The following is a 25,337-nucleotide window of genomic DNA, read 5'->3' as shown; positions in this document are numbered from 1 at the left end:
CACACCATGGCCAAGAAAAGCGCCGTTAACCGTAATCTCGCGGTCAAGGCCCTCGTCAAGCAATACGCCGAAAAGCGCGCTGCGCTGAAGGCGATCGCCAACGACGAAAGCCTGCCGCTGGAAGAACGCTTCGAAGCCCGCCTGAAGCTCGCGAAGCTTCCGCGCAGCTCGTCGGCTGTTCGCATTCGCAACCGCTGCGAAGTGACCGGCCGCCCGCGCGCCTACTATCGCAAGCTGAAGATGAGCCGGGTTGCTCTCCGCGAACTGGGTTCGCAGGGGCAGATCCCCGGCCTCGTCAAGTCGAGCTGGTGAGGACGATCAGATGTCGATGAACGATCCCCTGAGCGATATGATCGCTCGCATCAAGAACGCCGCCACGCGCAAGCGCGCCAAGGTCGCGACGCCGGCTTCCAAGCTGCGCGCCCGCGTCCTGGACGTGCTGGCCGACGAAGGCTACATCCGCGGCTACTCGCTGGTCGAGAAGCCCGGCGCGTTCCCCGAATTCGAGATCGAGCTCAAGTATTTTGACGGTGAGCCCGTGATCGCCGAGATCAGCCGCGTGTCCAAGCCTGGCCGTCGCGTCTATTCGTCGATCAAGGACCTGAAGCCGATCAAAAACGGCCTGGGCATCTCGATCCTTTCGACGCCGAAGGGCGTCATGTCGGACTCTGCCGCGCGCGACGCTAACGTCGGCGGCGAAGTCCTCTGCCGCGTCTACTAGGCGCGGGAGGGAAAGAGCATGTCACGTATCGGTAAGAAGGCCGTCTCGATCCCCAAGGGCGTCACCACGACGCTCGAAGGCCAGACGGTGTCGGTGAAGGGGCCCAAGGGCCAACTCTCCTGGACGGTTCCCGAAGAGATCGAAGTCAAGCAGGAAGGCGAAGAGCTGACCCTGACTCCGCGTTCGGAAACCACGCGCGCCAAGGCGATGTGGGGCCTGTCCCGCACGCTGGTGGCCAACATGGTGCACGGCGTCAGCACGGGCTTCGAGGAAACCCTCGAGCTGGTGGGCGTCGGTTACCGGGCCGCGATGAAGGGCACCGCCCTGTCGCTGCAGCTCGGTTTCTCCCACGAAGTCGACGTCGCGGCTCCGGCCGGCGTCACCTTCGCGGTGCCCAAGCAGACCGAAATCAAGATCGCCGGCGCTGACAAGCAGGCGGTCGGCGAGATTGCCGCGAAGATCCGCCGCATTCGTCCGCCGGAGCCCTACAAGGGCAAGGGCGTGCGCTATGCTGGCGAAAAGGTTCGCCGCAAGGAAGGCAAGAAGAAGTAAGCCATGGCGCTCACACCTCGCGAATCCGCCGTGCGTCGTGCTCAACGCACCCGCACCCGCCTCAAGTCGCTGGCCAACGGCCGTCCGCGTCTGTCGGTCTTCCGTTCGTCCAAGAACATCTACGCCCAGATCATCGATGATGAACGCGGCGTGACCCTGGCCTCGGCCTCCACCCTCGAGGGTGAAGGCAAGACCAAGGGCGCGGACAAGGACGCGGCCGCTCTGGTCGGCAAGCTCGTCGCCGAACGCGCCATCGAAAAGGGCGTCAAGGACGTCGTCTTCGATCGCGGCGGCTACATCTTCCACGGACGGGTGAAAGCCCTGGCCGACGCCGCGCGCGAAGCCGGCCTGAACTTCTAAGGGAAACATCATGGCTCGTGGTGACCAACAGCGCGGTGAAGGCGGCCAACGCCGGGACCGTCGCGACCGCAACGCCCCCGAGGAGCGGGTCGACAGCGACATCGTCGAAAAGCTCGTCCACATCAACCGCGTCGCCGCCACCGTTAAGGGCGGCCGTCGCTTCAGCTTCGCCGCTCTGATGGTCGTCGGCGACCAAAAGGGCCGCGTCGGCTACGGTCATGGCAAGGCGCGTGAAGTGCCGGAAGCCATCCGCAAGGCGACCGAAGAAGCCAAGAAGACCATGGTCCGCGTCCCGCTCCGCGAGTCGCGCACCCTGCACCACGACGGCTACGGCCGTTGGGGCGCTGGCAAGGTCATGATGCGCGCTGCCCCTCCCGGCACGGGCGTCATCGCCGGCGGTCCGATGCGCGCGGTTCTCGAAACCCTGGGCGTCCAGGACGTCGTGGCCAAGTCGACGGGTTCCTCGAACCCGTACAACATGGTCCGCGCCACGTTCGAGGCCCTGAAGGTCCAATCGTCGCCCCGCCAGATCGCCGCCAAGCGCGGCAAGAAGGTCGGCGACATTCTCGGCCGCCGCGCCGACGGAGCCTCGGCTCCGGACGCCATCGAGGGCTAAGACATGGCTACTGCAAAGACCGTCAAGGTGCGCCAAACCGGCAGCCCGATCCGTCGCGAAAAGGACCAGCGCGCCACGCTCGCCGGTCTGGGTCTCAACAAGCTGGGCCGCGTGTCCGAGCTGGAAGACACCCCTTCGGTTCGCGGCATGATCCGCAAGGTCCAGCACCTGCTGGAAATCGTCGAGTAGTTCTGCTACGAGACGTCGAAATCGCCACCCCGGTGAAAACCGGGGTGGTTTTCGTTTTGAGTTTCTTTGTTTCCAAAAGCCGAGTCCGGCCGTCGGCCGGGCGCAGATCTCCAAGGAGAGGCACATATGACCAAGCTTAACGAACTGGCTCCGGCTCCCGGCTCCACCAAGGGCCGCATGCGCATCGGCCGCGGCCCGGGCTCGGGCAAGGGCAAGACCGGTGGTCGCGGCGTGAAGGGCCAGAAGGCGCGCTCGGGCGTCGCCATCGCCGGCTTCGAAGGCGGCCAGATGCCGCTGCACATGCGCATGCCCAAGCGCGGCTTCAACAACCCGTTCCGCCTGCAGTTCGCTGAAGTGAACCTGTGGCGCCTGGAGCAGGCCGTCGCCGCCGGCAAGTTCAAGAAGGGCGCCGAGCTGGACGCCGCCGCCCTGGTGGCCGCCGGCGTCATCCGTCGCGAACTGGACGGCGTGAAGCTGCTGGGCAAGGGCGAGATCAAGACCGCCCTGAAGCTGACCGTCTACTCGGCCACGGAAGCCGCCATCAAGGCCGTCGAGGCCGCCGGTGGTTCGGTCACCGTGACCAAGAAGGCCAAGGCGCAAGCCGAAGCCTAAGACCATAATGTCATCCCGGAGGCGCTGATCGGCGCCGTCGCCGGGATCGCGGAGAGGGCAGGGGAGACCCCGCCGGACCCGCCGTTTCCCACCGGGATGACAGAATAACGAGGCTCGCCGTGACATCGCGGCGAGCCTCACCTATGTACGGCTCCGTACTCGGGCTTTGTCCGGCCCCGGCGATTCATCGCCGACCGGACCTGGCCCTGCATAATGCTAGGAGCGCGACCTGGCCGCGGAAGCGGCGCGCGCTCTCGACGTGGGGATTTGAATGGCCTCGGCCGCCGAACAACTCGCAGCCAACATGAACTTCGGGTCCTTCCAGAAGGCCACCGAACTTCACAAGCGCATCTGGTTCACGCTCATCGCCCTGATCGTCTACCGGCTCGGCACCTATGTGCCGATCCCGGGGATCAATCCGGAAGCCTTCGCCGCCGCGTTCTCGCAGCAGTCGAAGGGCATCCTGGGCATGTTCAACATGTTCTCGGGCGGCGCCGTGCAGCGCATGGCGATCTTCTCGCTGAACGTGATGCCCTACATCAGCGCCTCGATCATCGTGCAGCTGATGGGCTCGGTGTATCCGCCGTGGGAAAAGCTGAAGAAGGAAGGCGGCGAAGCCGGCCGCAAGACCCTGAACCAGTACACCCGCTACCTGGCGGTCGTGCTGGCCGTGGTGCAGTCGTTCTCGATCGCCGTGGGCCTCAGCAGCCAGGCCAACATGGTGGTCGGCGGCATCGCGCCGGGCTTCTTCATCGCCTCCACGGTCGTGGCCCTGACCGGCGGCACCCTGTTCCTGATGTGGCTGGGCGAGCAGATCACCAGCCGCGGCGTCGGCAACGGCGTGTCCTTGATCATCTTCACCGGCATCGTCTCGGCCCTGCCGCTGGGCGTGGTGCAGATGTTCACCCAGGTCCAGACCGGCGCGATGTCGGGCTTCGCCCTGTTCGCCGTGGCCGTGCTGGCCGTGGCCGTGATCTTCTTCATCGTCTTCGTCGAGCGTTCGCAGCGCCGTCTGCTGGTCCACTATCCCAAGCGCCAGCAGGGCAACCGGATGATCGGCGGCGACACCTCGTTCATCCCGCTGAAGCTGAACACCGCCGGCGTCATCCCGCCGATCTTCGCCTCCAGCCTGCTGCTGCTGCCGACGACCGCCATGGGCTTCCTGGCCACGGCCAACCTGCCCAACTGGCTGCAATGGCTGCCGACCGTGGTCGGCGCCCTGCAGCACGGCCAGCCGCTGTTCATGGTGCTGTACGCGGCCCTGATCATCTTCTTCTCGTTCTTCTACACCTCGGTCGTGTTCAATCCCGACGAGACGGCGGAGAACCTGCGCAAGTACGGCGGCTTCATGCCGGGCATCCGTCCGGGCAAGCGGACGGCGGAATATCTGGACTACGTCCTGACCCGCCTGACCGTGATCGGCGCGGCCTACATCACCGCGGTCTGCATCCTGCCGGAACTGCTGATGAACAGCATGGGCCCGACCAAGTTCACCCTGGGCGGCACCTCGATCCTGATCGTCGTGACCGTGACCATGGACACGGTCGCCCAGATCCAGTCCCACCTGCTGGCCCACCAGTACGAAGGGCTGATCAAGAAGTCGAAGCTGCGGGGCGGCAAGGGGCGCTAGGCGCTTCTGGACCCTACGGAAGGCCAAAACGCGGAAGCCGGTTTGTGACAAACCGGCTTCCGTTTTTATCGAACCCACTCTAGGTCTGGGCGGGACGCGGGCGGCAGACCCGCGGAAACGCAGGAAGCGCATTGATGAACTTGATCCTGTTCGGGCCGCCGGCGGCGGGCAAGGGCACCCAGGCCAAGCGCCTGGTCGAGCAGCGTGGCATGGTCCAGCTGTCGACCGGCGACATGCTGCGCGCCGCGATCGCCTCGGGCTCCGAGCTGGGCCAGAAGGTCAAGGACGTGCTGGATCGCGGCGAGCTGGTCACCGACGAGATCGTCATCGCCCTGATCGAGGAGCGGCTGCCCGAGGCGGAAGCCGCCGGCGGGGCCATCTTCGACGGCTTCCCGCGCACCGTGCCCCAGGCGCAGGCCCTGGACGCCATCCTGGCCAAGCGGGGGCAGAAGATCGACTCGGTTCTCCGACTCAAGGTAGACGAGCCCGCTCTGATCGAACGGATCTCCAAGCGATTCGCCGAGCAGGGCCGCCCCGACGACAATCCGGAAGTGTTCGTGACGCGCCTGGCCGCCTACAACGCCCAGACCGCGCCGCTGCTCCCGTACTACCGCGAGCAAGGCAAGCTCACGGAGCTGGACGGCATGGCCTCGGTGGAAACCGTGGCCGCTTCCATCGACGCCGCGCTTTCGGTCGTGGCTTAAGACTTCGTTGGAATCCTCTCGATTGAGCGGATTCCGCCATTGACGGACGCGCAACTATCCCTATAACGGGGCGCTTCCGCGAAAGGGCGCGATCTGTGCGCGCCGGACTGGGTCGCAAGACCGGGCCGGGCGCGCCGTTCGCGTCTTTAGTGCGTGACTAGGAGAACATTAGACGTGGCCCGTATTGCAGGCGTCAACATCCCGACGAACAAGCGCGTTTTGATCGCGCTTCAGTACATTCATGGCATTGGCCAGAAGTCCGCTCGTGACATCATCACGAAGGTGGGCATCGACGACGCTCGCCGGGTCAACCAGCTGACCGACGCCGAAGTCCTCGCGATCCGCGAAACGATCGACAAGGACTTCACCGTCGAGGGCGACCTGCGCCGCGAAAACTCGATGAACATCAAGCGTCTGATGGACCTGGCCTGCTATCGCGGCCTGCGTCACCGCAAGGGCCTGCCGGTCCGCGGTCAGCGCACCCACACCAACGCTCGTACCCGCAAGGGTCCGGCCAAGCCGATCGCCGGCAAGAAGAAGTAAGGCAGCCTGACCGATGGCCAAGGAACCGGCTCGCGTTAAACGTCGCGAACGCAAGAACATCACCTCGGGCGTGGCGCACGTGAACGCCTCGTTCAACAACACCATGATCACCATCACCGACGCCCAGGGGAACACCATCTCCTGGTCGAGCGCCGGCATGATGGGCTTCAAGGGCTCGCGCAAGTCGACCCCGTACGCCGCTCAGATGGCTGCGGAAGACGCGGGCAAGAAGGCCGCCGAGCACGGTGTGAAGACCCTCGAGGTCAACGTGTCGGGTCCGGGTTCGGGCCGTGAATCGGCCCTGCGCGCCCTCCAGGCCGCCGGCATGACCATCACGACCATCCGCGACGTGACGCCGATCCCGCACAACGGTTGCCGTCCGCCCAAGCGTCGTCGCGTCTAGTACTTTTAAGACCCAATTCTCCTTCGCCGGCTGCGCAAAACGCGGCCGGCGAGTCGCGTTCAAGGGATCGACCACGTGATCGAAAGAAACTGGAACGAGCTGATCCGTCCTGAGAAGCCGCAAATCGAGACTGGCGCCGACGCGACCCGCAAGGCTCGCATCGTGGCTGAACCGCTCGAGCGCGGCTTTGGTGTGACGCTCGGCAACGCTCTCCGCCGCGTCCTGCTCTCCTCGCTGCAAGGCGCCGCCGTCACCGCCATCCAGATCGATGGCGTGGTGCACGAATTCTCCTCTCTCGAGGGCGTCCGCGAAGACGTCGTCGACATCGTTCTGAACATCAAGCAACTGGCCGTGCGCATGCACGCCGAAGGCCCCAAGCGCATGACCCTGCGCGCCACGGGCCCCGGCCCGGTGACCGCGGGTCAGATCGAAACCCCGGCCGACATCGAGATCCTGAACCCCGACCACGTGCTCTGCACGCTGGACGACGGCGCTTCGGTGCGCATGGAGTTCACGGTCAACACCGGCAAGGGCTACGTCCCGGCCGACCGCAACCGTCCGGAAGACGCGCCGATCGGCCTGATCGCTGTCGACGCCCTGTACTCGCCGGTCAAGCGCGTCGCCTATCGCGTCGAGCCGACCCGTCAGGGCCAGTCGCTGGACTACGACAAGCTGATCCTGGAAGTGGAAACCAACGGCGCCGTGACGCCGGTGGACGCGGTGGCCTACGCCGCCCGCATCCTGCAAGACCAGCTGCAGATCTTCATCACCTTCGAAGAGCCCAAGGCCAAGACCGCCGACGAGGCCAAGCCGGAACTGCCGTTCAACCCGGCCCTGCTGAAGAAGGTGGACGAACTGGAACTGTCGGTCCGCTCGGCCAACTGCCTGAAGAACGACAACATCGTCTACATCGGCGACCTGATCCAGAAGACCGAAGCCGAAATGCTCCGCACGCCGAACTTCGGCCGCAAGTCCTTGAACGAGATCAAGGAAGTGCTGGCCGGCATGGGCCTGCACCTGGGCATGGACGTGCCGAACTGGCCGCCGGAAAACATCGAAGACCTGGCCAAGAAGTTCGAAGACCAGATCTAAGAGCGTATAAGAGTACCGCGCTTAATCCGGGCCGCCTCTTTCGGGAGGCGGCCTGGGCCTTTTGAAGCCGCAACAGCGGTGGAGGGCCCCGGCGCTTCGTTCTGAACCCGGCAGGGACGCCGCTGGGATTGGTGACAATCAGCGCTTCTTCATCGCGCTACAGCGGGCCAAGGCCCAGGAGAGACCACAATGCGTCACGGTAAAGCTCACCGTAAACTGGGCCGTACGTCCGCTCACCGCACCGCCATGTTCGCCAACATGTCGGCCTCGCTGATCAAGCACGAGCAGATCGTCACCACCCTGCCGAAGGCCAAGGAACTGCGTCCGTTCGTCGAAAAGCTGGTCACCCTGGCCAAGCGCGGCGACCTGCACGCTCGTCGTCAGGCCATCTCGACCGTCCGCGACGTCGAGCAAGTCGGCAAGCTGTTCGCCACCATCGGTCCCCGCTACAAGGACCGCCAGGGCGGTTACATCCGCGTCCTGAAGGCCGGCTTCCGCTACGGCGACAACGCCCCGCTGGCCGTCATCGAGTTCGTCGACCGCGACGTCTCGGCCAAGGGCAAGGACTCCGGCCCGGTGTTCACCGCCGACTCGGAAGACTAAGATTTTCAGCCTCGGCTGACGGAGAAGGCCCCGGAGCGATCCGGGGCCTTTTTTTTGCGTCCAGGCGCGTGCGACAGGTTGCATCAGCCCCCGTCGCCGCTTCGGTAGAGTTTTGTTCACCTCGTCGCCCCATGCTTCGCCGCTAAGAACTCGGGGGAGGGGATGGAGATGAAGATCTCCGGCGTCATGCGCGGCTTCGGCGGCGCGCTCGCGGCGGGGGTGATCCTGGCCGGCGGGCTGGCTCTGTTCGCGATCGAGGGCCTGCGGGTCGGCGGTCCGCTGTTCCGCCAGATCGTCGACAACAAGGACATCGTCGCCGACATCCTGCCGCCGCCGCTCTACGTGGTCGAGGCCGACCTGGTGGCGACCAAGCTGATGGCCCATCCCGAGACCGTGGACGCCGCCGCCGACAAGCTGGCGGCGCTGCGCAAGGACTACGACACCCGTAACGCCTACTGGAAAACCGCGCCGATCGATCCCGCTATGCGCGCGATGCTGGTCGACGAGTCGTCCGCGCCGGCCATGGTGTTCTGGCGCGAGATCGACCAGGAAATCCTCCCCGCCGTCCGTTCGGGCGACATGGACCGCGCCCGCCAGGGCCTGGCCCGGGCCGACGCGGCCTACGAGGCGCACCGCGCCGTGATCGACAAGGTGGTGGTCATGGCCAATCACGACGCCGCCGCCGTCGAGGCGCGCGCCGTCGAGCAGACCCGCCTGACCTTCATCCTGCTGGCCGGGGCGGGAGCCGTGCTGCTGCTGGTCGTCGGCGGCGGGATCGCCCTGATGAGCCGGCGGATCGTCAAGCCGATCCAGGCCATGACCGGCTTCATGGGCCGGCTGGCGGCCGGCGACTACGACCGGGCCGTGCCCTTCGCCGGCCGTGGCGACGAGATCGGCGAGATGGCCAATTCCGTGGCCGTGTTCCGCGAGGCCATCGTCGCGCGGCAGGCGGCCGAGGACCGCATCGCCGCCGAGCGCGACGAGACCGAGTCCGCCAAGGCCCGTCACGACTCCGAACGGCGCACCGAGGAGGCCGGCCGCCTGCAGGTGGTCGAGGCCCTGGTCGCGGCCGTGGCCCGGCTGAAGGCCGGCGACCTGACGGCGCGGCTGGAGACGGCCTTCCCCGGCGCCTACGAAGGCCTGCGCGGCGACTTCAACCGGGCGATCGCCGGGCTCGAAGCAGCCATGAGCGAGGTGGTCGAGGGCGCGGGCGGCCTGCGGGTCGGCGCCGGCGAGATCAGCGGCGCGATCGAGGACCTGTCGGCCCGCACCGAGCGGCAGGCCGCCAGCCTGGCCGAGACGGCCTCGGCCCTGGGCGAGGTCAGCGCCAGCGTCAAACGCACCGCCGAGGGGGCCAGCGAGGCCAACGCCGCCGTGATCGACAGTCGAGCGGTCGCCGACCGCTCCAGCCAGGTGGTCGGCCGCGCGGCCGAGGCCATGAGCCAGATCGAGAGCTCGTCCGCCAAGGTCTCGCAGATCCTGGGCGTGATCGACGAGATCGCCTTCCAGACCAACCTGCTGGCCCTGAACGCGGGCGTGGAAGCGGCTCGCGCCGGCGACGCCGGTCGCGGCTTCGCCGTCGTCGCCCAGGAAGTGCGGGCCCTGGCCCAGCGCTCGGCCGAAGCGGCCAAGGAGATCAAGGGGCTGATCGCGGAGTCGTCGGACCACGTCCGCTCGGGCGTGACCCTGGTCGGCGAGGCCGGCGCGGCCCTGGGCGACATCGTCGAGCGGGTGGGGGTGATTGGCGGGCTGATGGAGGAGATCGCCCAGTCCAGCCGCGAGCAGGCCGCGGGCCTGGCCGAGGTCGACCTGGCGGTCGGCCAGATGGACCAGGTCATCCAGCAGAACGCCGCCATGGCCGAGCAGGCCACCGCCGCCAGCCGCGGTCTGGCCGACGACGCCGTGCGCCTGGAGGCCCAGGTCGAGCACTTCCAGGTCGGGGTCGACCAGAGGACCTGGGCGGCGGCCTAGGGGCCTCCGAGACTATTCCTTCGTCAGGTCCTGACGACGGAACAGGGCCAGGGCGCCGCCGGTCAGGGCGACCAGCCAGACCAGCAGGAACACCAGGGCCAGGCCGGCCTGGCCCGCCTCGGTCCTCATCTCCGGCGGGGCGATGACGAAGGTCTTGAGGACCCGTCCGGCGAAGGCGGGGATCAGCAGGCTCTTCCAGGTCGCGGCCTGCACGGTGGCGGCCAGGGTCGACTGCACGAAGACGATCACCAGCCCAGCAATCACCGCGCCCATGGTCGAACGGGTCAGGACGCCGATCAGGGCCCCCAGGGCGCCGACCAGCAGCACCTCCAGCCAGGTCACCAGCGCCACGCCGGCGTACTGGCTGATGAAGGCCGGGCCGGCCGGCGGTCCGACCAGGCGGGCGTGGTTGGCCATCGCTCCGAACAGCCCCGCCACCACGGCGGTGAGGGCGGTCAGCAGCAGGCTCCAGGCCGCGACCTCGGCGAAGACGATCAGCTTGGCCGCCAGCAGGTTGACCCGGCTGTTGCGGGGCGTGATCAGCCGCCAGGTCTCCCAGCGATAGTCGCCGGCGAAGATCGCCGCCGCGCCGATCAGCAGGAACAGGGCGGTGAAGGGGCCCGAGGCGCCGGCCACCGCGCCCATGGCCCGGTTGGCCAGGTCGGTCGTCTCGCCGGGGATGGTCCGGTGGAGGACCGCCCGGGCGAACATGTCCATCGCGATGCTGAACGCCATGGTGATCAGCGGCGCGAAGGCGAAGCCCCAGAACAGCGAGGCGCGGTCGCGGGACAGGCGGAAACGCTCGGCGGCGATGGCGTCAGCGAGCATCGACCAGATCCTTGGGTTCGAGCGCGCCCAGATAGGCGCTTTCCAGGTCGGCCTCGCGCCAGCGGGCCTCGGTGATCTCCACGCCGGCCTCGACCAGGGCGCGGATCAGGGCGGGGGTCTCGGCGCGCAGCACGTCGGCCAGCACGGCGTTCGCGCCGTCCGCCTGGCCCTTGTCGCCCAGCACCGCCAGGGCCTTGTCGATCGGCGAGACGGTGAGGCGCAGGCGCGGCTTGCCGCCGGTCAGGGCCTCGACGTCGCCCTCGGCGGCCAGCTTGCCCTTGGACAGGATCGCCACCCGGTCGCAGACCCGGCGCACCTCGTCCAGCTGGTGGCTGGCCAGGATGATGGTCACCCCCTCCTTGTCGGCCAGGTCGCGGATCAGGGCGCGGATCTCCTGGATGCCGGCCGGGTCCATGCCGCTGGTCGGTTCGTCCAGGATCACCAGCTCGGGGCGGGTGAAGAAGGCCGCGGCCAGGCCCAGGCGCTGCTTCATGCCCACCGAGAAGGTGCCGGCCTTGCGGTCGGCCGCGCCGCCCAGGCCCACGCGCTCCAGCCAGTAGTCGATGTCGGCCGATCCGCCGGCGCCGCTTTCCAGCGCCAGCATCCGCAGCACTTCGCGGGCGGTCAGATAGGGCGGATAGCGCGGGGTCTCGATCATCGCCCCGGCCCGGCGCAGGGACGAGGACTGGCCGGCCGGGGCGCCGAACAGCCGGGCCGTTCCGCCGGTGGGCCGCACCAGGCCCAGGGCGATGCGGAACAGGGTGCTCTTGCCCGCGCCGTTGGGACCCAGCACGCCGAACACGCCGCCGGCGGGAATGCTCAGCGAAAGCCCGTCCAGGGCGCGCACCGCGCCGTAGGTCTTGACCAGGCCCTCGGCCTCCAGGGCGAAGCTCATGTGGAGCGGTTTCCGGTGGCGGTCATGCGGGGCGACTCCCTGAAAGGCCAAGTGACCTAGGCCGGGCGACTATGGCCGGGCGGCCGGGTCCCGCCAAGTTAAGTCGCGGTCATGCGTGGCGGGCCGTCACAAGACTGGGCTATAGCCAGGGTTCCCAAGTTCGAGGTGCGTGATGGTCGTCGTCTTCCGCTGGATGGTTCTGGTCCTGGTCCTGACCCTGGGAGTCGGCGCGGGCGCCGGCGCCGAGGCGGCGGCCAAGTCGGCCCCGCCGCCGGCCCTGACCATCCTGATCTCGCTGGACGGCTTCCGGGCCGACTACCTGGACCGGGGCAACACGCCGGCCCTGAACGCCCTGGCCGCCGACGGCGCGCGCGGCGCCATGCGGCCGTCGTTCCCGTCCCTGACCTATCCGAACCACTACACCCTGGTCACCGGCAAGCGGCCCGACCACCACGGCATGGTCAACAACACGCTCGAGGCCGACGAGGTCCCGGGCGTCAGCTTCAGCATGTCCAACCACGAGGCCGTGGGCGACGCCCGCTGGTGGGATCAGGCCAAGCCGATCTGGGTCAGCGCGGAAGAGCAGGGCGTCCACGCCGGCGTCCTGTTCTGGCCGGGTTCCGAGGCGGCGATCGACGGCGTTCGGCCCACCTACTGGAAGGTCTATGACGAGAAGCTGGCCTATGACGACCGGGTCGACATGGTGCTGTCGTGGATCGACGCCAAGGCTCCGCCGCTGGGCCTTGCCACCCTCTATTTCGACGCCACCGACACCGAAGGCCACCACTACGGCCCGGACTCGCCGGAGGTGAACGCCGCCGCCCGCCGGGTGGACGCCGCGATCGCCCGGCTGGTCGCGGGACTGAAGGCGAGGGGCCTCTACGAGGCCACCAACATCGTCGTCGTCGCCGACCACGGCATGGCGCCCCAGCCGCTGAGCGGCCTGGTCGACGTGTCCACCCTGGTCGATCCCGCCAAGGTCAAGTTCGTCAGCACCGGCTCGATCGTCGGCGTGCGCGCCTTGCCCGGCTTCGAGGCCGAGGTGAAGGCGGCGATGCTGAAGCCGCACGCCCACCTGACCTGCTGGGAAAAGGGCAAGATCCCGGCCCGCTACGCCTACGGGACCAATCCGCGCGTGCCGCCCATCGTCTGCCTGGCCGAGCGCGGCTGGTACTTCGCCACCGCCAGCACGATCGCCAAGCGCTGGAAGGACCATCCGCGCGACGGCGGGGCTCACGGCTACGACCCGTACGATCCCGTCATGCGGGCCGTGTTCGTGGCCCACGGCCCGGCGTTCCGCTCGGGCGTGACGCTGCCGGTGTTCGACAATGTCGACGTCTATCCGTTGCTGGCCCGGCTGATCGGCGTCAAGGGCGACAAGGGTGACGGGTCGTTGGGGCCGGTGAAGGCGGCGCTCAAGTGACCTACCAGTCCGGCCCTCGATAGGGCGTTCGGGGAAGGGATAGGCCGACTGTTATGTCCAAGTCCGCGCAATCGGGCTTGGCGAAGGCCACATGGCGCGCCAGAGGGGCGGCGTAGATGTCGTCGGCGATGTTGGCGCTGTAGGTCAATAGATCGACGTGATAGCCGCGTCCGCCGTGCTCGTAGACCACGACATAGGCGTCCCGGTTGCGCACGGCGCCGATAAAGCGCGTGCTTGGCCCCGCGCCCACGTCGCTGGCGTTGAACGGTCCGCCGGCTGGCGACAATTCCGGTGCGAGGACGCGCAGGTTCGCGCGAATGGCGGCCGGGAGCGCGTCGAACGACACAGCCTGGACACCGTCTCGGTGGACGCAGGCGGCGGGCGCGGGCTGGACTGGCGCGGGCGTAACAGGCGGCATCATCGGCGGCTCCATCAAGAACCTCAACCTTCGGCTGAACGGCGGCGGATTTGTGACGGCGCCGCTTGCCTAGATAGTTTCGATATGCGTTAAATATTGCTGATATCGGAAACGGAGCTTCGCCATGCAACGCGCCGCCCTGACCTCGGCCCTCTGCTATCGCGACCCCAAGGCCGCGCTGAAATTCCTGGAAGCGGCCTTCGGCTTCGAGCTGACCATGCTGATCGAGGACAACGAAGGGAACCTGGCCCATTCCGAGATGGGCTTCGGCGACAGCCTGATCATGATCGGCAACGAGTGGACCGACCGCCACAAGAGCCCGTCCTCGATCGAGGGCTTCAACACCCAGAGCGTCCACATCCATCTGGAAGGCGACATCGACGCCCATTGCGCGCGGGCGCGGGCGGCCGGGGCCGAGATCCTGATGGAGCCGGCGGACCAGTTCTACGGCGACCGCACCTATCGCTGCCGCGATCCGGAGGGGCACTTCTGGACCGTGGGCGCGCCGATCCGCGCCGTCGGCGTCGACGAGGCCGAGGCGGCGTCGGGCCTGAAGGTCGTGAAGGGCTGGGCGTGACCCCCGACGATTTCCGCCGCCTGGCCCTGGCCCTGCCGGACGCCGTCGAGAGCTCGCACATGGGCACGGTCGACTTCCGGGTGGGGCGGATCTTCGCCACCCTGGGCTATCCCAACGCCAATTTCGGCATGGTGCAGCTGACCCGCGAGCACCAGGACATCATCGTGGGCGTCGAGCCCAAGGTGTTCCGGCCTGTGCCGGGGAACTGGGGGCTGAAGGGCGCGACCCTGGTCGTGCTGGCCGAGGCCGACGAACCCACCCTGCGCGGGGCGCTGGAGGCGGCCTGGCGACTGAAGGCCAACAAGCGCCAGCTGGCCCTGCTGGACGCGGCGCGGGCCCCGGCGGGCTCGTCGTGAGCGCCTCGCTCGACGCCACCCTGGCGGCCCTGGCCGACCCGCACCGGCGGGCGACGGTCGACCTGCTGCGCCAGGGGCCGCGCCGGGCGGGCGAGCTGGCCCAGGCCGCCGGCCTGTCGCCCCCGGCCATGAGCCGCCACCTGCGCGCCCTGCGCCAGGCTGGCCTGGTCGAGGAGACCCATCCGCCGTTCGACGCCCGGGTCCGGGTCTACGCCCTGCGTCCCGCGCCGATGGCCGAGCTGAAGGCCTGGGCCGAGGCGGCCGAGGGATTGTGGAGCGACCAGCTGCTGGCCCTGAAGGCGCATATCGAAGGGGAGACGGCGTGAGTTCCAAGGTCCTGGTCGCCCTGCGCATCAAGGCCGCGCCCCTGCGGGTGTTCGAGGTGTTCACCGCCGACATCGGCGCGTGGTGGAAACCCAACGCCCTGTTCTCGTTCACGCCGCGCTCGCCCGGCGTGCTGGCCTTTGAAGGCGCGGGGGAGGGGGCGCGCCTGGTCGAGCGCCTGCCGACGGGCAAGGTGTTCGAGATCGGTCCCGTCCACATCTGGGACCCCGGCAGGCTCCTGGTGTTCGGCTGGCGCCAAGCCAGCTTCGCGCCGGGCATGGACACCCAGGTGGAGGTCCGCTTCGAACCCGTCGGCGACGAGACCCGCGTAACCGTCGAGCATCGTGGCTGGGACACCGTGCCGATCGAGCACGTCGCCCGTCACCGGTTCCCGGACGCGGTGTTCCTGCAGCGCCATGCCGAGTGGTGGCGTGCGCTGCTGACAAGTCTCGCCAGCCGGGCGGCTATGGACGTACAAGACCACGCCAGGGAGGGCGACGCATGATCAAGGCCATCAGCCGAAACCATCGACAGGCCGCGCTCGGCTTCATCTTCGTCACCGCCTGCCTGGACGTGCTGTCGCTGGGGGTGATGATCCCCGTCCTGCCCGAGCTGATGAAGCGCTTCAACGGCGGCGACACCGCCTCGACGGCCCTGTGGGTGATGCTGTTCGCCACCACCTGGGGCGTGATGCAGTTCTTCTGCGCGCCGATCCTGGGCCTGATGTCGGACCGCTGGGGCCGCCGGCCGGTGATCCTGACCTCGATCTTCGGCCTGGGCGTCGACTTCCTGTTCATGGCCTTCGCCCCGACCATCTGGTGGCTGTTTGTGGGCCGGGTGTTCAACGGCATGACGGCCGCCAGCTTCTCGACTGCCGGGGCCTATGTGGCCGACGTCACCAAGCCCGAGGACCGGGCCAAGGGCTTCGGCCTGATGGGGGCGGCGTTCGGGGTGGGCTTCACCTTCGGCCCGGCCCTGGGCGGGTGGCTCTGGCAGTTCGACCACCGGCTGCCGTTCCTGGTCTGCGCGGGCTTGGCCCTGTGCAACTGGCTGTACGGCTTCTTCGTGCTGCCGGAATCCCTGCCGCCCGAGAAGCGGGTCCATCGCTTCGACTGGAGCAAGGCCAATCCGCTGGGCTCGCTGAACCTGCTTAGGAGCAAGCCCGACCTGCTGGGCCTAGCGGGCGTCGGCTTCCTGTTCCAGATGGCGCACAACGTGCTGCCCAGCGTCTTCGTGCTGTACATGGGCTTCCGCTACCACTGGTCGACGGCGGTGATCGGCCTGACACTGATGGGCAGCGGCGTCGCCGGCATCCTGCTGCAGAGCTTCCTGGTGGGTCCGATCGTCAAGAAGGTCGGCGAGCGCGGGGCGCTGCTGATCGGCCTGTTCTCGGGCTGCGTCGGCTTCATGATCTACGGCCTGGCGCCGACGGGGTGGCTGTACCTGTGCGGCCTGCCGATCTTCGCCTTCTCGGGCCTGATCCAGCCCGGCCTGCAGGGCCTGATGACCCGGCGGGTCCAGGCCTGGGAGCAGGGGCAGCTGCAGGGGGCGAACTCGGCCATGATGGGCATCACCGCCATCGTCGGACCGGCGCTGTACCTGCTGCCGTTCTCGTGGGCCGTGCGCCACGACGCCACCCTGCACATGCCCGGCCTGCCGGTCCTGATCGCCGCGGCCCTGCTGCTGGCGGCCACGGCCCTGGCGATCCGCGTGGCCCATCCCGCGGCGGTGGAACCGAGCGTCGCCTGATCGTCTTTGATCAGCGGGCCCAATCCCGGACCTTGGCCGCCATCAATGCGCCCGAAAGCTCGGCTGATCTTCCGGGCCGAATTCCACGGAGTCGCCTAACAATCATGCGATCCTATCGCGCCGTGCTTCCCGTCCTGGCCCTGCTGGCCGCCTGCTCGCCGCAAGGGCCCTCGAAGGCCCAGTCGATCCCGGACCTGGCCCAGCCGACCCGCCGCGCGCCCTCCGACCCGATGTCGATGAAGGCCTCGTTCGCGCCGGTGGTGAAGAAGGCCGCCCCGGCCATCGTCAACGTGGCCAGCAAGCGCGTGGTGCGTCAGCGGGTCGATCCGTTCTGGGACTTCTTCATGGGCGGCGGCGGCGGGGCCACCCGCGACCAGGTGCAAGGTTCTCTGGGGTCCGGCGCCATCGTCCGCGCCGACGGGGTGATCATCACCAATCACCACAACATCGAGAACATGAGCGACATCACCGTCCAACTGGCCGACCGCCGGGAGTTCCCGGCCACCGTGCTGCTGGACGACCCGCGCTCGGACCTGGCGGTGCTGAAGATCGACACCAAGGGCGAGCGCCTGCCGGTGATCGCCATCGACGACCAGGAGCAGCTGGAGGTCGGCGACCTGGTCCTGGCCCTGGGCAACCCGTTCGGCGTGGGCCAGACCGTGACCAACGGCATCGTCTCGGCCCTGGCCCGCACCGACGTCGGCGCCGCCGAGTTCGGCAGCTACATCCAGACCGACGCCTCGATCAATCCGGGCAATTCCGGCGGTCCGCTGGTCGACATGGACGGCGACCTGATCGGCATCAACACCTTCATCATTTCGCGCTCGGGCTCCTCGGCCGGCGTCGGCTTCGCGATCCCTGCCTCGGTGGTCCGCCAGGTGGTCAACGCGGCCCTGGGCGGCGGCCACAGCGTGGTGCGGCCCTGGCTGGGCGTGAAGGGCCAGCCGGTGACCGGCGACATCGCCCGGAGTCTGGGCCTGTCGGCTCCTCGCGGCGTGGTGATCTCGGACGTCTATCCCGGCGGCTCGGCCGAGCGGGCCGGCATCCGCGACGGCGACGTGATCCTGTCGATCGACGGCCAGGCGGTGAACGACGAGGGCGGCGGCGCCTTCGCCATCGGCACCCACAAGGTCGGCGACCGGGTCTCGGTGCTGATCAACCGCAACGGCAAGGAACAGACCCTGACCCTGCGGGCCGAGGCGGCTCCCGAGACCCCGGCCAAGGACGAGCGCGTGCTGAAGGGCCGCAACCCGTTCGACGGCGCCACGGTGGTCAACCTGTCGCCCGCCGTGGCCCAGGACCTGGGCGTCGATCCGTTCGCGGGACGCGGCGTGCTGGTCACCAAGATCGGCCAGGGCTTCGCCCTGAACGCCGGCCTGCGCCCCGGCGACTTCGTCCGCGAGGTCAACGGCAAGACGATCAACACCACCGCCGACCTGGCGGCCGTGTCCAACACCGCCGCGGCGAGCTGGACGGTGACGATCGAGCGCAACGGCCAGCGGATCACGGCGCGGCTGCGGGCCTAGGCCTTGATCCTCGAGGCGATGGACCAGGTGTGGCCGAACGGGTCGCGGAGCTGGCCGTAGCGGTCGCCCCAGAACTGGTCGGCCAGCGGGAAGACGACGGTCGCGCCGGCCTCGACGGCCCGGCTCCACCAGGCGTCGGCGTCGTCGACCTGCAGGTGCAGGGTCACGGCGGCCGGCGGCCTGTAGTCGCCGTGGGCCATTTCGCTGAAATGGTCCGACAGCATCACCCAGTCGCCGTTGATGATCATCCGGGAATGCAGCAGCCGCTCGCCGTCGTCGGCGATGTTGCGGAAGGTCTCCTCGGCGCCGAAGGCCCGCTTGTAGAAGTCCACGGCCGCCTTGCCGCCGACCACGGAAATGTAGGGGATGACGCCGGACTCCGGGGCCCGTGTGGGATCGCCTTCGTTGGTCATGGTGGTTCCCTCCGCGATTAAGTAAACCTAGCCCATGTCCGATCTTTTCCAAGCCGCCGGCCTGACGCCCCATGCGCCGTCGCCGCTGGCCGACCGCCTGCGTCCCCAGACCCTCGAGGAGGTGGTGGGCCAGGAGCATCTGCTGGGTCCCGAGGGGCCCATCGGCCGCATGGCCGCGGCCAGGCGCCTGGCCTCGATGATCCTGTGGGGCCCGCCCGGCACCGGCAAGACCACTATCGCCCGCCTGCTGGCCAAGGCCGGCGGCTACGAGTTCATGCAAATCTCGGCGGTGTTCTCGGGCGTGGCCGACCTGAAGAAGGCCTTCGAGCAGGCGCGCATGCGCCGCCAGGCCGGCCAGTCGACCCTGCTGTTCGTCGACGAGATCCACCGCTTCAACCGCGCCCAGCAGGACGGCTTCCTGCCGTTCGTGGAGGAGGGGATCGTCACCCTGGTGGGCGCCACGACCGAGAACCCGTCGTTCGAGCTGAACGGAGCCTTGCTGTCGCGCTGCCAGGTCTTCGTGCTCAAGCGGTTGGACGAGGAGGCGCTGGAGGCCCTGCTGGTCAAGGCCGAGACCGCTGAGAACCGCAAGCTGCCGCTGGACGAGGAGGCGCGTTCGACGCTGATCGCCATGGCCGACGGCGACGGCCGCTACCTGCTGACCCTGACCGAGACCCTGCTGGCCATCGGCACGGACACGCCGCTGAACCCCACCCAGCTGACCCAGTTCCTGCAGAAGCGCCGCCCGGCCTACGACAAGAACCGGGAGGAGCACTACAACCTGATCTCGGCCCTTCATAAGTCGGTGCGCGGCAGCGATCCGGACGCGGCGCTGTACTGGCTGGCGCGGATGCTGGAGGGCGGCGAGGACCCGCTGTTCATCGCCCGCCGCCTGGTGCGCATGGCCGCCGAGGACATCGGCGCGGCCGATCCCCTGAGCCTGCTGCTAACCACGGCCGCCAAGGACGCCTACGACTTCCTGGGCAGTCCCGAGGGCGAGCTGGCCCTGGCCCAGTGCGTGGTCCACATGGCCAGCGCCCCCAAGTCCAACGCGGTCTACAACGCCTACAAGGCCGCCCGGCGCCTGGCCAAGGAGACCGGCAGCCTGTCGCCGCCGGCCCACATCCTCAACGCCCCGACCAAGCTGATGAAGACCCTTGGCTATGGCGACGGCTACGCTTACGACCACGACGTCGAGGGCGGGGTCTCGGGCCAGAACTACTGGCCCGACGGCATGGAGCGGCAGGCGCTGTACGAGCCCAAGCCGATCGGCGCCGAGGCCAAGGTCAAGGAACGGCTCGACGCCTGGAACCGCCTGCGGAGAGACGGCAAGTGAAGCTCACCCCCGCGGTCCGCGTGACCGCTGTCGTCGCCCTGGTCCTGCTGCTGGCGGGGGGCGTCCTGCTGGGACTGGCGGCGGCGACGCCGTGGCATAGCGACTCCAACGCCTATTTCGCCGAGCTGCAACGCCTGCGCGCCACCCTGTATTTCGGCCAGCCCGACGCCGAGACGTTCAAGGCGGCCACCGCCCGGTTCGCCGCCCTGCAGACCCAGTACGCGACGCGTAAATGGCTGTACGCCGACATCGCCTACGCCTGTCTCAGCCTGGGCGTCTGCGCGGCGATCGTCACGGGCCTGGCCATGCGCTTCGGGGCGCGGCTGCTGCGCGCGCAGAAGAGCGCCCTGGTCGTGATCGGCGTGACCGTGCTGGCCCTGCTGGCCACCCTGGCGGGGCTGGCGGCCGATCCGCTGCACCAGTTCTATCGCGAGCAACTGCCGGAATGGTCGGACGCCCTGGAGATCCCGCTGGCCGGGGCGCTGGTGGCCATGATCCCGATCGCGACGGTGACCTTGCTGCTGGTCCTGCCGCCCCTGGTCTTTCGTCGGCGGGCCAGCGGGCCGCTGCTGGTCTTCACGCGTCCGCCGCACTGGCCCGCGATCCTGGCCAACACCTTCTACGCCCTGCCGCTGGCCTTCGCGGTGTTCCTGATCACCAGCTTCGCCTCGCGCGGAGGCTGGGCCCTGGCCCCGGCCGGGCTGCTGCTGCTGTGGCTGTTCCTGAACGGCCGGGCCCTTTGGATCGCGCCGAAGGGGGAGGGCGTCGCATGAGCAAGCCGCCCAACAGGGCTCCCAGGCGTCCGCCCGGCGTCGCCAAGCCCAAGGCGTCCGACACGCCGATCGCCCTGACGCCGGAGGAGATCGCCTTCACCCGGTCGCTGGTGATCCACGAGGACGACAGCGTGTTCGTGCTCAACAAGCCGGCCGGCCTGTCCAGCCAGGGCGGGCGCATCCAGGCCCATACGCTGGACGACCTGCTGTGGGCCCTGGCGCGGCGGGACCGGCCCCGGCCGCGCCTGATCCATCGGCTGGACCGCGACACCTCGGGCGTGATCCTGACCGCCCGCACCAAGCCGGCGGCGACCTTCCTGGGCAAGGCCCTGATGGGCAAGCGGTTCCGCAAGACCTACCTGGCCATCGTCACGCCGGGCGCGCCCGAGCCGCGCGGCGGCCAGATCGACAGCCCGCTGCGCCGGGAGTCGATCGGGCGTGAGGCCTATATGCGGGTCTGCGCGGCCGCCCATCCCGACGCCGAGACGGCCCGCAGCCGCTATCGCACCCTGGCGGCGGTGGACGGCGCGGCCCTGGTCGAGCTGAGCCCCGACACGGGCCGCATGCACCAGCTGCGGGTCCACATGGCCTCGATCGGCCGCCCGATCGCCGGCGACAGCCGCTATGGCGGGGCGCTGATGCTGGGCGGGACGCCCGTGCCGCGGCTGATGCTGCACGCCGCCAGCCTGGTCTTCCCCCATCCCGAGGGCGGCGAGCGCCGGATCAGCGCGCCGATTCCGGACGACATGCGCGCGGTTCTGGGTAAGCTTGGCCTCGAAGTCCCCAAGGGGGCTGTCCCGGAACAGGGACGCCCGGAGACTCGTTAAGCCTGGCAGGAGATTCCGCCATGAAACGTCTGCTCGCCCTCGCTTTTTCAGCCGCCCTGCTGACCGCCTGCACCACGACGCCGACGGTGTATGCGCCGCAGACCGCCGCGCACGGCGCCGGCTATTCGGAATATCGCCTCGAGAACGGCCGCTACCGGGTCACCTTCCAGGGCAATCCCGGGGCCTCGGTCAACCAGGTCTCGGACTACGTGCTGCTGCGCTCGGCCGAACTGGCCCTGCGCGACGGCTATGACTGGTTCCGGGTGGCCGACCGCATGACCCAGCAGAACGGGTCGAACAGCGGCTCCACCCTGTCGGTCGGCGGCGGCACCAGCAGCTACGACTACGGCCGTCACGGCGGCGGCAGCTCGGTGGGCCTGGGCGTCGGGACGACCTTCAACCTCGGCCCCAAGCCGTCGATCACGAGTTCGATGGAGGTGGTGTTCGGTCGAGGGCAACCGCCCCGCGACGCCGACGTCTATGACGCCCGCGCCATTGTCCGGACGGTCGGGGAAGGCCGCGCGGCGGTCTAGCCGGGTGGCTTAACCGGCCGCCTTCTTGGTCGCCGTGGCGATGGGGTTCGACGCGCGCAGGGCCGCGTGGGTCAGGCCCGCGGTCTCGGCGGCGGCGAAATAGCCCTCGGCCGGAAGGCCTTGCAGGGTCACCATGGGAGCCAGGCCCCGGGCGTCGCGGCCGAAGGCCATGATGTCGGCGGCGATCTTCTCGGCCGGACCGGCCAGGTCGCTGGCGTCCAGGGTCAGGCCGGCCAGGCGGGCGTCGCGCAGCACGCGCAGCGCTTCCTTTTCGGGCGGCACGCGGGCGATCACGCCGCGCGTCAGGGCCTTGAGCAGGCCCACCACTTCCAGCAGGCGACCGGCGGGCGTGCCGCGGGTGACGTCGACCAGCTCCATCATGATCCCGCCGCGCAGCAGCGCCAGCGACAGGCCCGAGGTGCCGGTCAGCATGTCGCGGCCGCGCTGGGTGCCCAGGGTGCGGAACGAGGCCGGCACGATCAGGTCCGGGCGGTCGTGGCCCTGCGAGGCGCGGGCGAAGACGGCGGCGTACTTGAGGGCCGCCTCGTCGATGAAGGCGGCGTCGCGGTCGGGCAGGCGCGAGACCGCGCGGGCGCTGATCTGCTTGCCCGAGCCCAGGTGGGTGACGACCGGCTCGATGCGCACCGCCGTGGCGACGTTGCGCTTGAGGTTGATCACGTGCTCCAGCGTGAAGTCGACGCGCAGGGCCGCGCCGCCGGCGGTGGTGAAGGCCACGGGCGTGCGCCGGGTCTCTTCCAGCGGATCGATCTCGAAGCGGATGGGCGAGCGGGTCGAGTCGCGGCGGGCGCGGGCGGCCAGGATCACCGAGGCGTCGACGGGGCGGCAGACGACGCCGCCGGCCTCGACGCCGATCACCGACCGCACGCCCAAGTCGCTCGGCTCGGCCGCGCCGAGCAGGTGGGTCAGCACGTCTTCCAGGATGCGCACGCTGGTCGCCTGGGCCGCCAGGCCCTGGTCGTTGTTCATGGCGATCAGGAAGTCTTCCTCGCCGATCCGGGCGCGCAGGTCGCTGCGGTCCAGGTGTTCGGCCAGCTTGCGCTCGACATAGGTCCAGACGTCGACGCGCTTCTTGTCCCACCAGTCGCCGGCCCAGCGGCGGATCGCCTTGACGCTGATGATGTTGACCGAGCCGCGCGCGATCAGCTCCGACCCCGCCAGCCTTTGGAGCACGGGTCCGCTGAGAGCCAGATGCTCGTTCCGGTCGTCGCTATGGCTCGAATCGAAGGGCATGTTGGCCTTGACGCGGGAGGAGACCATAGGATGCCTTTACAGCCTTAACGGTCGGTGCAGGAACACGGTTTTCAAACGAGGTTACCGTAAGGGGCTTAAACGTTAAATTGCACGTTCCACGGGCTTTCTATCGTTATTCGAGCGTCGTTTCGAGTTGCCAGCCGCGAAAGGGCTTGCGTCCTATCGACGCGACGATTGCGCCGCCGACCGGGCGTGTCGGCGGGACATCGCAGGGTTAAGACGATCGTGCGACGGGGCATGGGTCGTCTCCCTAATGATGAATGATACTACCCTGAGCTGCATATCGTGGCAATCACGGCCGCCGTCCGGGCGCGCGATCGGCGGCCCGGCTTGGCGTTCGCGGTCGCCCGGCGCATAAGGGCGCGATGACCAAGCTCCTCCTCGTCGCCGTCGGGGGCGCCTTCGGCTCCGCGGCCCGCTACCTGGTGGGCGTGCAGGCCTTGCGCCTGTTCGGATCGAACTGGCCCTACGGCACCTTCATCGTCAATCTGACGGGCGGGCTGCTGATGGGGCTCCTGGCCGCCTGGCTGGCCCTCAAGGGCGGCGAGCAACAGGAACACTGGCGCGTCCTGATCGGCGTCGGCGTCATGGGCGGCTTCACCACCTTCTCGGCCTTTTCGCTGGAGACCGCGCTGATGATCGAGAAGCGCGCCTACGGCCAGGCCTTCACCTACACGACCGCCAGCGTGATCCTGTCCGTGGCGGCCCTTTTCGCGGGCCTCTTGATCGCCCGCAGGATCTTTTCCGCATGAAAGAAGTTCGCACGCTCTATGTGGACGCCGGCGAAGACGGCGTCCGCTTGGACCGCTGGTTCAAGCGCCGCTGGCCGCACCTGAACCATATCCAGCTCAACAAGCTGTTCCGCTCCGGCCAGGTGCGGGTCGACGGCTCGCGCGCCAAGGCCGAAACCAAGCTGGCGGCCGGCAGCCAGATCCGCGTGCCGCCGCTGCCCGACGCCCCCGATCCGTCCGAGAAGGGCAAGCTGTCGCCGCGCGACATCGCCTTCGCCCGCTCGCTGGTGCTGTACGAGGACGAAGAGGTCCTGGCCCTGAACAAGCCGGCCGGACTGGCCGTGCAGGGCGGCACCAAGACCACCCACCACATCGACAAGCTGCTCAGCGCCTGGGGCGAGGGCGTCGACCGGCCCAAGCTGGTCCACCGCCTGGACCGCGACACCTCGGGCGTCCTGCTGCTGGGCAAGACCCCGGCGGCGGCCGCGCGTCTGTCGGGAGCGTTCGCCAAGCGCAAGGCGCAGAAGACCTACTGGGCCATCGTCGCGGGCAACCCGCACCCCACCGAGGGCGTGATCGAGCTGCATCTCGCCAAGCGCGGCGTGGGCGATCGCGAACTGGTGGTGCCGGCCGAGCCCAAAGATCCGGACGCCCAGCCGGCCGAGACGGAATTCGTCTCGATCAGCCGCGCCGGTCCGCGCGTCACCTGGATGGCCCTGCGCCCGCACACCGGCCGCACCCACCAACTGCGCGCCCACATGAAGGCCATCGGCCACCCGATCCTGGGCGACCCCAAGTACAGCGACGACAAATCCGCGCCGCTGTCGGAGGGGCTGAAGCTGCAGCTGCACGCCCGCTCGATCGTGCTGCCGCACCCGACCGTCGGGACCCTGGCCATCGAGGCCCCGCTCAGCCCCGAGATGAAGGCCGGCTTCGCCAAGTTCGGCTTCTCGGAGGACGAGGCCGAGTACGATCCGTTCGCCCGGCGGCAGACAAAGCGCCGCTAGAGCGCTTTCGAGCGAAGTGGACACCGGTTCGCGTGAAGAAAGCGCGTCAAGCCAAGCCGCCTAGAGCGTGCTCTAGGCGGCTTGAGTGCGGCTCTGGGCTGTGGAAAGCTGGTCTCTCAACCTTGAGGGATCGACTTTCATGGCCTTCGTCAGCTTCACCCGCCCGGACGACACGCCGGTTTCGATCAATACGGGCGAGGTGCTGAGCTTCGCGCCCGTGCCCGCCGACGGCCCGCTGGCGGGCCCGCTGAAGGTCGGCACGCGCATCGCGTTCAAGAACGGCAAGCACCAGGACGTCAAGGAACTGGTCGAGGCGGTCGAGAAGAAGCTGAACGCGGCGGGGTAGGGGCGTT

33 protein-coding genes are annotated in these 25,337 nt (G+C 68.7%); 28 read left to right on the top strand and 5 right to left on the bottom strand.

What is annotated here, in order from left to right; all coding sequences use genetic code 11:
• Positions 1 to 6: 6 nt before the first annotated feature.
• The 14 genes from rpsN (at position 7) to WAE60_RS15760 (ending at position 9,996) form a co-directional block, all read left to right on the top strand.
• Positions 7 to 312 carry a 30S ribosomal protein S14 gene (gene rpsN / locus WAE60_RS15825; protein WP_029912321.1) on the top strand — a complete coding sequence of 102 codons (306 nt, stop codon included), beginning with the start codon at positions 7 to 9 and terminating at the stop codon, positions 310 to 312.
• 10 nt (positions 313 to 322) lie between these two features.
• Positions 323 to 721, top strand: a complete 399-nt coding sequence (gene rpsH / locus WAE60_RS15820) for a 30S ribosomal protein S8 (protein ID WP_007662733.1) — start codon at positions 323 to 325, stop codon at positions 719 to 721.
• An 18-nt stretch (positions 722 to 739) separates the two neighbouring features.
• Positions 740 to 1,273, top strand: a complete 534-nt coding sequence (gene rplF / locus WAE60_RS15815) for a 50S ribosomal protein L6 (protein WP_029912324.1) — start codon at positions 740 to 742, stop codon at positions 1,271 to 1,273.
• Between the two features lie 3 nt (positions 1,274 to 1,276).
• Positions 1,277 to 1,633 (top strand): 50S ribosomal protein L18, encoded by a 357-nt coding sequence (gene rplR, locus WAE60_RS15810; RefSeq protein WP_029912325.1) that lies wholly within the window; start codon positions 1,277 to 1,279, stop codon positions 1,631 to 1,633.
• Positions 1,634 to 1,643: 10 nt separating this feature from the next.
• Positions 1,644 to 2,249, top strand: a complete 606-nt coding sequence (gene rpsE, locus WAE60_RS15805; protein WP_018113050.1) for a 30S ribosomal protein S5 — start codon at positions 1,644 to 1,646, stop codon at positions 2,247 to 2,249.
• 3 nt (positions 2,250 to 2,252) lie between these two features.
• Positions 2,253 to 2,438 (top strand): 50S ribosomal protein L30, encoded by a 186-nt coding sequence (rpmD, locus tag WAE60_RS15800; RefSeq protein ID WP_029912327.1) that lies wholly within the window; start codon positions 2,253 to 2,255, stop codon positions 2,436 to 2,438.
• 126 nt (positions 2,439 to 2,564) lie between these two features.
• The gene (gene rplO, locus WAE60_RS15795) at positions 2,565 to 3,050 is read left to right on the top strand and encodes a 50S ribosomal protein L15 (protein WP_029912329.1); all 486 of its coding nucleotides are present in this window, start codon (positions 2,565 to 2,567) and stop codon (positions 3,048 to 3,050) included.
• 271 nt (positions 3,051 to 3,321) lie between these two features.
• Positions 3,322 to 4,680 (top strand): preprotein translocase subunit SecY, encoded by a 1,359-nt coding sequence (gene secY, locus WAE60_RS15790; protein ID WP_029912331.1) that lies wholly within the window; start codon positions 3,322 to 3,324, stop codon positions 4,678 to 4,680.
• Between the two features lie 134 nt (positions 4,681 to 4,814).
• Positions 4,815 to 5,384, top strand: coding sequence for an adenylate kinase (locus WAE60_RS15785; RefSeq protein WP_337687489.1), 570 nt, complete (start codon positions 4,815 to 4,817; stop codon positions 5,382 to 5,384).
• 174 nt (positions 5,385 to 5,558) lie between these two features.
• The gene (rpsM, locus tag WAE60_RS15780) at positions 5,559 to 5,927 is read left to right on the top strand and encodes a 30S ribosomal protein S13 (protein ID WP_029912335.1); all 369 of its coding nucleotides are present in this window, start codon (positions 5,559 to 5,561) and stop codon (positions 5,925 to 5,927) included.
• A 13-nt stretch (positions 5,928 to 5,940) separates the two neighbouring features.
• Positions 5,941 to 6,330 carry a 30S ribosomal protein S11 gene (gene rpsK / locus WAE60_RS15775; protein ID WP_010919150.1) on the top strand — a complete coding sequence of 130 codons (390 nt, stop codon included), beginning with the start codon at positions 5,941 to 5,943 and terminating at the stop codon, positions 6,328 to 6,330.
• 75 nt (positions 6,331 to 6,405) lie between these two features.
• Positions 6,406 to 7,422 carry a DNA-directed RNA polymerase subunit alpha gene (locus tag WAE60_RS15770; protein WP_018061159.1) on the top strand — a complete coding sequence of 339 codons (1,017 nt, stop codon included), beginning with the start codon at positions 6,406 to 6,408 and terminating at the stop codon, positions 7,420 to 7,422.
• A gap of 189 nt (positions 7,423 to 7,611) precedes the next feature.
• The gene (rplQ, locus tag WAE60_RS15765) at positions 7,612 to 8,025 is read left to right on the top strand and encodes a 50S ribosomal protein L17 (protein WP_026176397.1); all 414 of its coding nucleotides are present in this window, start codon (positions 7,612 to 7,614) and stop codon (positions 8,023 to 8,025) included.
• 168 nt (positions 8,026 to 8,193) lie between these two features.
• Positions 8,194 to 9,996, top strand: a complete 1,803-nt coding sequence (locus WAE60_RS15760; protein WP_337687488.1) for a methyl-accepting chemotaxis protein — start codon at positions 8,194 to 8,196, stop codon at positions 9,994 to 9,996.
• Positions 9,997 to 10,008: 12 nt separating this feature from the next.
• Here WAE60_RS15760 and WAE60_RS15755 read toward each other — a convergent pair whose 3' ends face one another.
• Both WAE60_RS15755 and WAE60_RS15750 read right to left on the bottom strand, forming a co-directional pair.
• Positions 10,009 to 10,824, bottom strand: a complete 816-nt coding sequence (locus WAE60_RS15755; RefSeq protein WP_337687487.1) for an ABC transporter permease — start codon at positions 10,822 to 10,824, stop codon at positions 10,009 to 10,011.
• Positions 10,814 to 11,719 (bottom strand): ABC transporter ATP-binding protein, encoded by a 906-nt coding sequence (locus WAE60_RS15750; protein WP_029912349.1) that lies wholly within the window; start codon positions 11,717 to 11,719, stop codon positions 10,814 to 10,816. The genes WAE60_RS15755 and WAE60_RS15750 overlap by 11 nt, the downstream gene beginning before the upstream one ends.
• Before the next feature lie 172 nt (positions 11,720 to 11,891).
• On the opposite strand from WAE60_RS15750, the gene WAE60_RS15745 reads away from it, so the two are divergent.
• On the top strand, positions 11,892 to 13,142 hold the full coding sequence (locus WAE60_RS15745) for an ectonucleotide pyrophosphatase/phosphodiesterase (RefSeq protein WP_337687486.1): 1,251 nt from the start codon (positions 11,892 to 11,894) through the stop codon (positions 13,140 to 13,142).
• Position 13,143: 1 nt separating this feature from the next.
• Here the strand turns inward: WAE60_RS15745 and WAE60_RS15740 are convergent, their stop codons facing one another.
• A complete protein-coding gene (locus WAE60_RS15740; RefSeq protein WP_337687485.1) occupies positions 13,144 to 13,575 on the bottom strand; it encodes a hypothetical protein in 432 nt (143 codons plus the stop codon).
• 109 nt (positions 13,576 to 13,684) lie between these two features.
• Here WAE60_RS15740 and WAE60_RS15735 point away from each other — a divergent pair, with 109 nt between their 5' ends.
• The 6 genes from WAE60_RS15735 to WAE60_RS15710 all read left to right on the top strand — a co-directional run bounded on the left by WAE60_RS15735 (position 13,685) and on the right by WAE60_RS15710 (position 18,092).
• The gene (locus tag WAE60_RS15735) at positions 13,685 to 14,137 is read left to right on the top strand and encodes a VOC family protein (protein WP_337687484.1); all 453 of its coding nucleotides are present in this window, start codon (positions 13,685 to 13,687) and stop codon (positions 14,135 to 14,137) included.
• Positions 14,134 to 14,493: an MmcQ/YjbR family DNA-binding protein gene (locus WAE60_RS15730; protein ID WP_337687483.1), complete on the top strand. Its 360-nt coding sequence runs from the start codon at positions 14,134 to 14,136 to the stop codon at positions 14,491 to 14,493. Before WAE60_RS15735 ends, WAE60_RS15730 begins: the two co-directional genes overlap by 4 nt.
• Positions 14,490 to 14,819 carry a metalloregulator ArsR/SmtB family transcription factor gene (locus WAE60_RS15725; RefSeq protein ID WP_337687482.1) on the top strand — a complete coding sequence of 110 codons (330 nt, stop codon included), beginning with the start codon at positions 14,490 to 14,492 and terminating at the stop codon, positions 14,817 to 14,819. The genes WAE60_RS15730 and WAE60_RS15725 overlap by 4 nt, the downstream gene beginning before the upstream one ends.
• Positions 14,816 to 15,322 (top strand): SRPBCC domain-containing protein, encoded by a 507-nt coding sequence (locus tag WAE60_RS15720; protein ID WP_337687481.1) that lies wholly within the window; start codon positions 14,816 to 14,818, stop codon positions 15,320 to 15,322. The genes WAE60_RS15725 and WAE60_RS15720 overlap by 4 nt, the downstream gene beginning before the upstream one ends.
• Entirely contained in the window at positions 15,319 to 16,566 is a 1,248-nt protein-coding gene (locus tag WAE60_RS15715) for a TCR/Tet family MFS transporter (protein ID WP_337687480.1), read from the top strand. Before WAE60_RS15720 ends, WAE60_RS15715 begins: the two co-directional genes overlap by 4 nt.
• Before the next feature lie 104 nt (positions 16,567 to 16,670).
• Positions 16,671 to 18,092: a DegQ family serine endoprotease gene (locus WAE60_RS15710; RefSeq protein ID WP_029912374.1), complete on the top strand. Its 1,422-nt coding sequence runs from the start codon at positions 16,671 to 16,673 to the stop codon at positions 18,090 to 18,092.
• Here WAE60_RS15710 and WAE60_RS15705 read toward each other — a convergent pair.
• A complete protein-coding gene (locus tag WAE60_RS15705) occupies positions 18,089 to 18,505 on the bottom strand; it encodes a VOC family protein (RefSeq protein ID WP_029912376.1) in 417 nt (138 codons plus the stop codon). The genes WAE60_RS15710 and WAE60_RS15705 overlap by 4 nt on opposite strands.
• Positions 18,506 to 18,539: 34 nt before the next feature.
• On the opposite strand from WAE60_RS15705, the gene WAE60_RS15700 reads away from it, so the two are divergent.
• The 4 genes from WAE60_RS15700 to WAE60_RS15685 are packed head-to-tail and all read left to right on the top strand — an operon-like array spanning position 18,540 to position 21,974.
• Positions 18,540 to 19,841: a replication-associated recombination protein A gene (locus tag WAE60_RS15700; protein ID WP_337687479.1), complete on the top strand. Its 1,302-nt coding sequence runs from the start codon at positions 18,540 to 18,542 to the stop codon at positions 19,839 to 19,841.
• Positions 19,838 to 20,614, top strand: coding sequence for a hypothetical protein (locus WAE60_RS15695; RefSeq protein WP_337687478.1), 777 nt, complete (start codon positions 19,838 to 19,840; stop codon positions 20,612 to 20,614). Before WAE60_RS15700 ends, WAE60_RS15695 begins: the two co-directional genes overlap by 4 nt.
• Positions 20,611 to 21,441, top strand: coding sequence for an RluA family pseudouridine synthase (locus WAE60_RS15690; protein ID WP_337687477.1), 831 nt, complete (start codon positions 20,611 to 20,613; stop codon positions 21,439 to 21,441). Before WAE60_RS15695 ends, WAE60_RS15690 begins: the two co-directional genes overlap by 4 nt.
• A 20-nt stretch (positions 21,442 to 21,461) precedes the next feature.
• Positions 21,462 to 21,974 (top strand): hypothetical protein, encoded by a 513-nt coding sequence (locus tag WAE60_RS15685; RefSeq protein WP_029912386.1) that lies wholly within the window; start codon positions 21,462 to 21,464, stop codon positions 21,972 to 21,974.
• Positions 21,975 to 21,983: 9 nt separating this feature from the next.
• Here the strand turns inward: WAE60_RS15685 and WAE60_RS15680 are convergent, their stop codons facing one another.
• The gene (locus WAE60_RS15680) at positions 21,984 to 23,225 is read right to left on the bottom strand and encodes a hypothetical protein (RefSeq protein ID WP_029912388.1); all 1,242 of its coding nucleotides are present in this window, start codon (positions 23,223 to 23,225) and stop codon (positions 21,984 to 21,986) included.
• Positions 23,226 to 23,611: 386 nt separating this feature from the next.
• On the opposite strand from WAE60_RS15680, the gene crcB reads away from it, so the two are divergent.
• From crcB to WAE60_RS15665, 3 genes are all read left to right on the top strand, one after another.
• Positions 23,612 to 23,998 (top strand): fluoride efflux transporter CrcB, encoded by a 387-nt coding sequence (gene crcB, locus WAE60_RS15675; RefSeq protein ID WP_029912391.1) that lies wholly within the window; start codon positions 23,612 to 23,614, stop codon positions 23,996 to 23,998.
• Entirely contained in the window at positions 23,995 to 24,984 is a 990-nt protein-coding gene (locus WAE60_RS15670; protein WP_337687476.1) for an RluA family pseudouridine synthase, read from the top strand. The genes crcB and WAE60_RS15670 overlap by 4 nt, the downstream gene beginning before the upstream one ends.
• A 139-nt stretch (positions 24,985 to 25,123) precedes the next feature.
• Entirely contained in the window at positions 25,124 to 25,330 is a 207-nt protein-coding gene (locus WAE60_RS15665) for a hypothetical protein (RefSeq protein WP_029912397.1), read from the top strand.
• The last annotated feature ends 7 nt before the right edge of the window (positions 25,331 to 25,337 follow it).

Source organism: Caulobacter sp. CCG-8, assembly GCF_037402475.1.
Lineage (GTDB): Bacteria > Pseudomonadota > Alphaproteobacteria > Caulobacterales > Caulobacteraceae > Caulobacter.
Note: the sequence above shows the minus strand (reverse complement) of the source record. Positions and strands in the feature narration are given on the sequence as shown.

Bases quoted from the DNA above. Each gene is read 5' to 3' on its own strand.
- rpsN (WP_029912321.1), top strand. From the start codon at position 7: ATGGCCAAGAAAAGCGCCGTTAACCGTAATCTCGCGGTCAAGGCCCTC.
- rpsH (WP_007662733.1), top strand. From the start codon at position 323: ATGTCGATGAACGATCCCCTGAGCGATATGATCGCTCGCATCAAGAAC.
- rplF (WP_029912324.1), top strand. From the start codon at position 740: ATGTCACGTATCGGTAAGAAGGCCGTCTCGATCCCCAAGGGCGTCACC.
- rplR (WP_029912325.1), top strand. From the start codon at position 1,277: ATGGCGCTCACACCTCGCGAATCCGCCGTGCGTCGTGCTCAACGCACC.
- rpsE (WP_018113050.1), top strand. From the start codon at position 1,644: ATGGCTCGTGGTGACCAACAGCGCGGTGAAGGCGGCCAACGCCGGGAC.
- rpmD (WP_029912327.1), top strand. From the start codon at position 2,253: ATGGCTACTGCAAAGACCGTCAAGGTGCGCCAAACCGGCAGCCCGATC.
- rplO (WP_029912329.1), top strand. From the start codon at position 2,565: ATGACCAAGCTTAACGAACTGGCTCCGGCTCCCGGCTCCACCAAGGGC.
- secY (WP_029912331.1), top strand. From the start codon at position 3,322: ATGGCCTCGGCCGCCGAACAACTCGCAGCCAACATGAACTTCGGGTCC.
- WAE60_RS15785 (WP_337687489.1), top strand. From the start codon at position 4,815: ATGAACTTGATCCTGTTCGGGCCGCCGGCGGCGGGCAAGGGCACCCAG.
- rpsK (WP_010919150.1), top strand. From the start codon at position 5,941: ATGGCCAAGGAACCGGCTCGCGTTAAACGTCGCGAACGCAAGAACATC.
- rplQ (WP_026176397.1), top strand. From the start codon at position 7,612: ATGCGTCACGGTAAAGCTCACCGTAAACTGGGCCGTACGTCCGCTCAC.
- WAE60_RS15760 (WP_337687488.1), top strand. From the start codon at position 8,194: ATGAAGATCTCCGGCGTCATGCGCGGCTTCGGCGGCGCGCTCGCGGCG.
- WAE60_RS15755 (WP_337687487.1), bottom strand. From the start codon at position 10,824: ATGCTCGCTGACGCCATCGCCGCCGAGCGTTTCCGCCTGTCCCGCGAC.
- WAE60_RS15750 (WP_029912349.1), bottom strand. From the start codon at position 11,719: ATGAGCTTCGCCCTGGAGGCCGAGGGCCTGGTCAAGACCTACGGCGCG.
- WAE60_RS15745 (WP_337687486.1), top strand. From the start codon at position 11,892: ATGGTCGTCGTCTTCCGCTGGATGGTTCTGGTCCTGGTCCTGACCCTG.
- WAE60_RS15740 (WP_337687485.1), bottom strand. From the start codon at position 13,575: ATGGAGCCGCCGATGATGCCGCCTGTTACGCCCGCGCCAGTCCAGCCC.
- WAE60_RS15735 (WP_337687484.1), top strand. From the start codon at position 13,685: ATGCAACGCGCCGCCCTGACCTCGGCCCTCTGCTATCGCGACCCCAAG.
- WAE60_RS15715 (WP_337687480.1), top strand. From the start codon at position 15,319: ATGATCAAGGCCATCAGCCGAAACCATCGACAGGCCGCGCTCGGCTTC.
- WAE60_RS15710 (WP_029912374.1), top strand. From the start codon at position 16,671: ATGCGATCCTATCGCGCCGTGCTTCCCGTCCTGGCCCTGCTGGCCGCC.
- WAE60_RS15705 (WP_029912376.1), bottom strand. From the start codon at position 18,505: ATGACCAACGAAGGCGATCCCACACGGGCCCCGGAGTCCGGCGTCATC.
- WAE60_RS15700 (WP_337687479.1), top strand. From the start codon at position 18,540: ATGTCCGATCTTTTCCAAGCCGCCGGCCTGACGCCCCATGCGCCGTCG.
- WAE60_RS15690 (WP_337687477.1), top strand. From the start codon at position 20,611: ATGAGCAAGCCGCCCAACAGGGCTCCCAGGCGTCCGCCCGGCGTCGCC.
- WAE60_RS15685 (WP_029912386.1), top strand. From the start codon at position 21,462: ATGAAACGTCTGCTCGCCCTCGCTTTTTCAGCCGCCCTGCTGACCGCC.
- WAE60_RS15680 (WP_029912388.1), bottom strand. From the start codon at position 23,225: ATGCCCTTCGATTCGAGCCATAGCGACGACCGGAACGAGCATCTGGCT.
- crcB (WP_029912391.1), top strand. From the start codon at position 23,612: ATGACCAAGCTCCTCCTCGTCGCCGTCGGGGGCGCCTTCGGCTCCGCG.
- WAE60_RS15670 (WP_337687476.1), top strand. From the start codon at position 23,995: ATGAAAGAAGTTCGCACGCTCTATGTGGACGCCGGCGAAGACGGCGTC.
- WAE60_RS15665 (WP_029912397.1), top strand. From the start codon at position 25,124: ATGGCCTTCGTCAGCTTCACCCGCCCGGACGACACGCCGGTTTCGATC.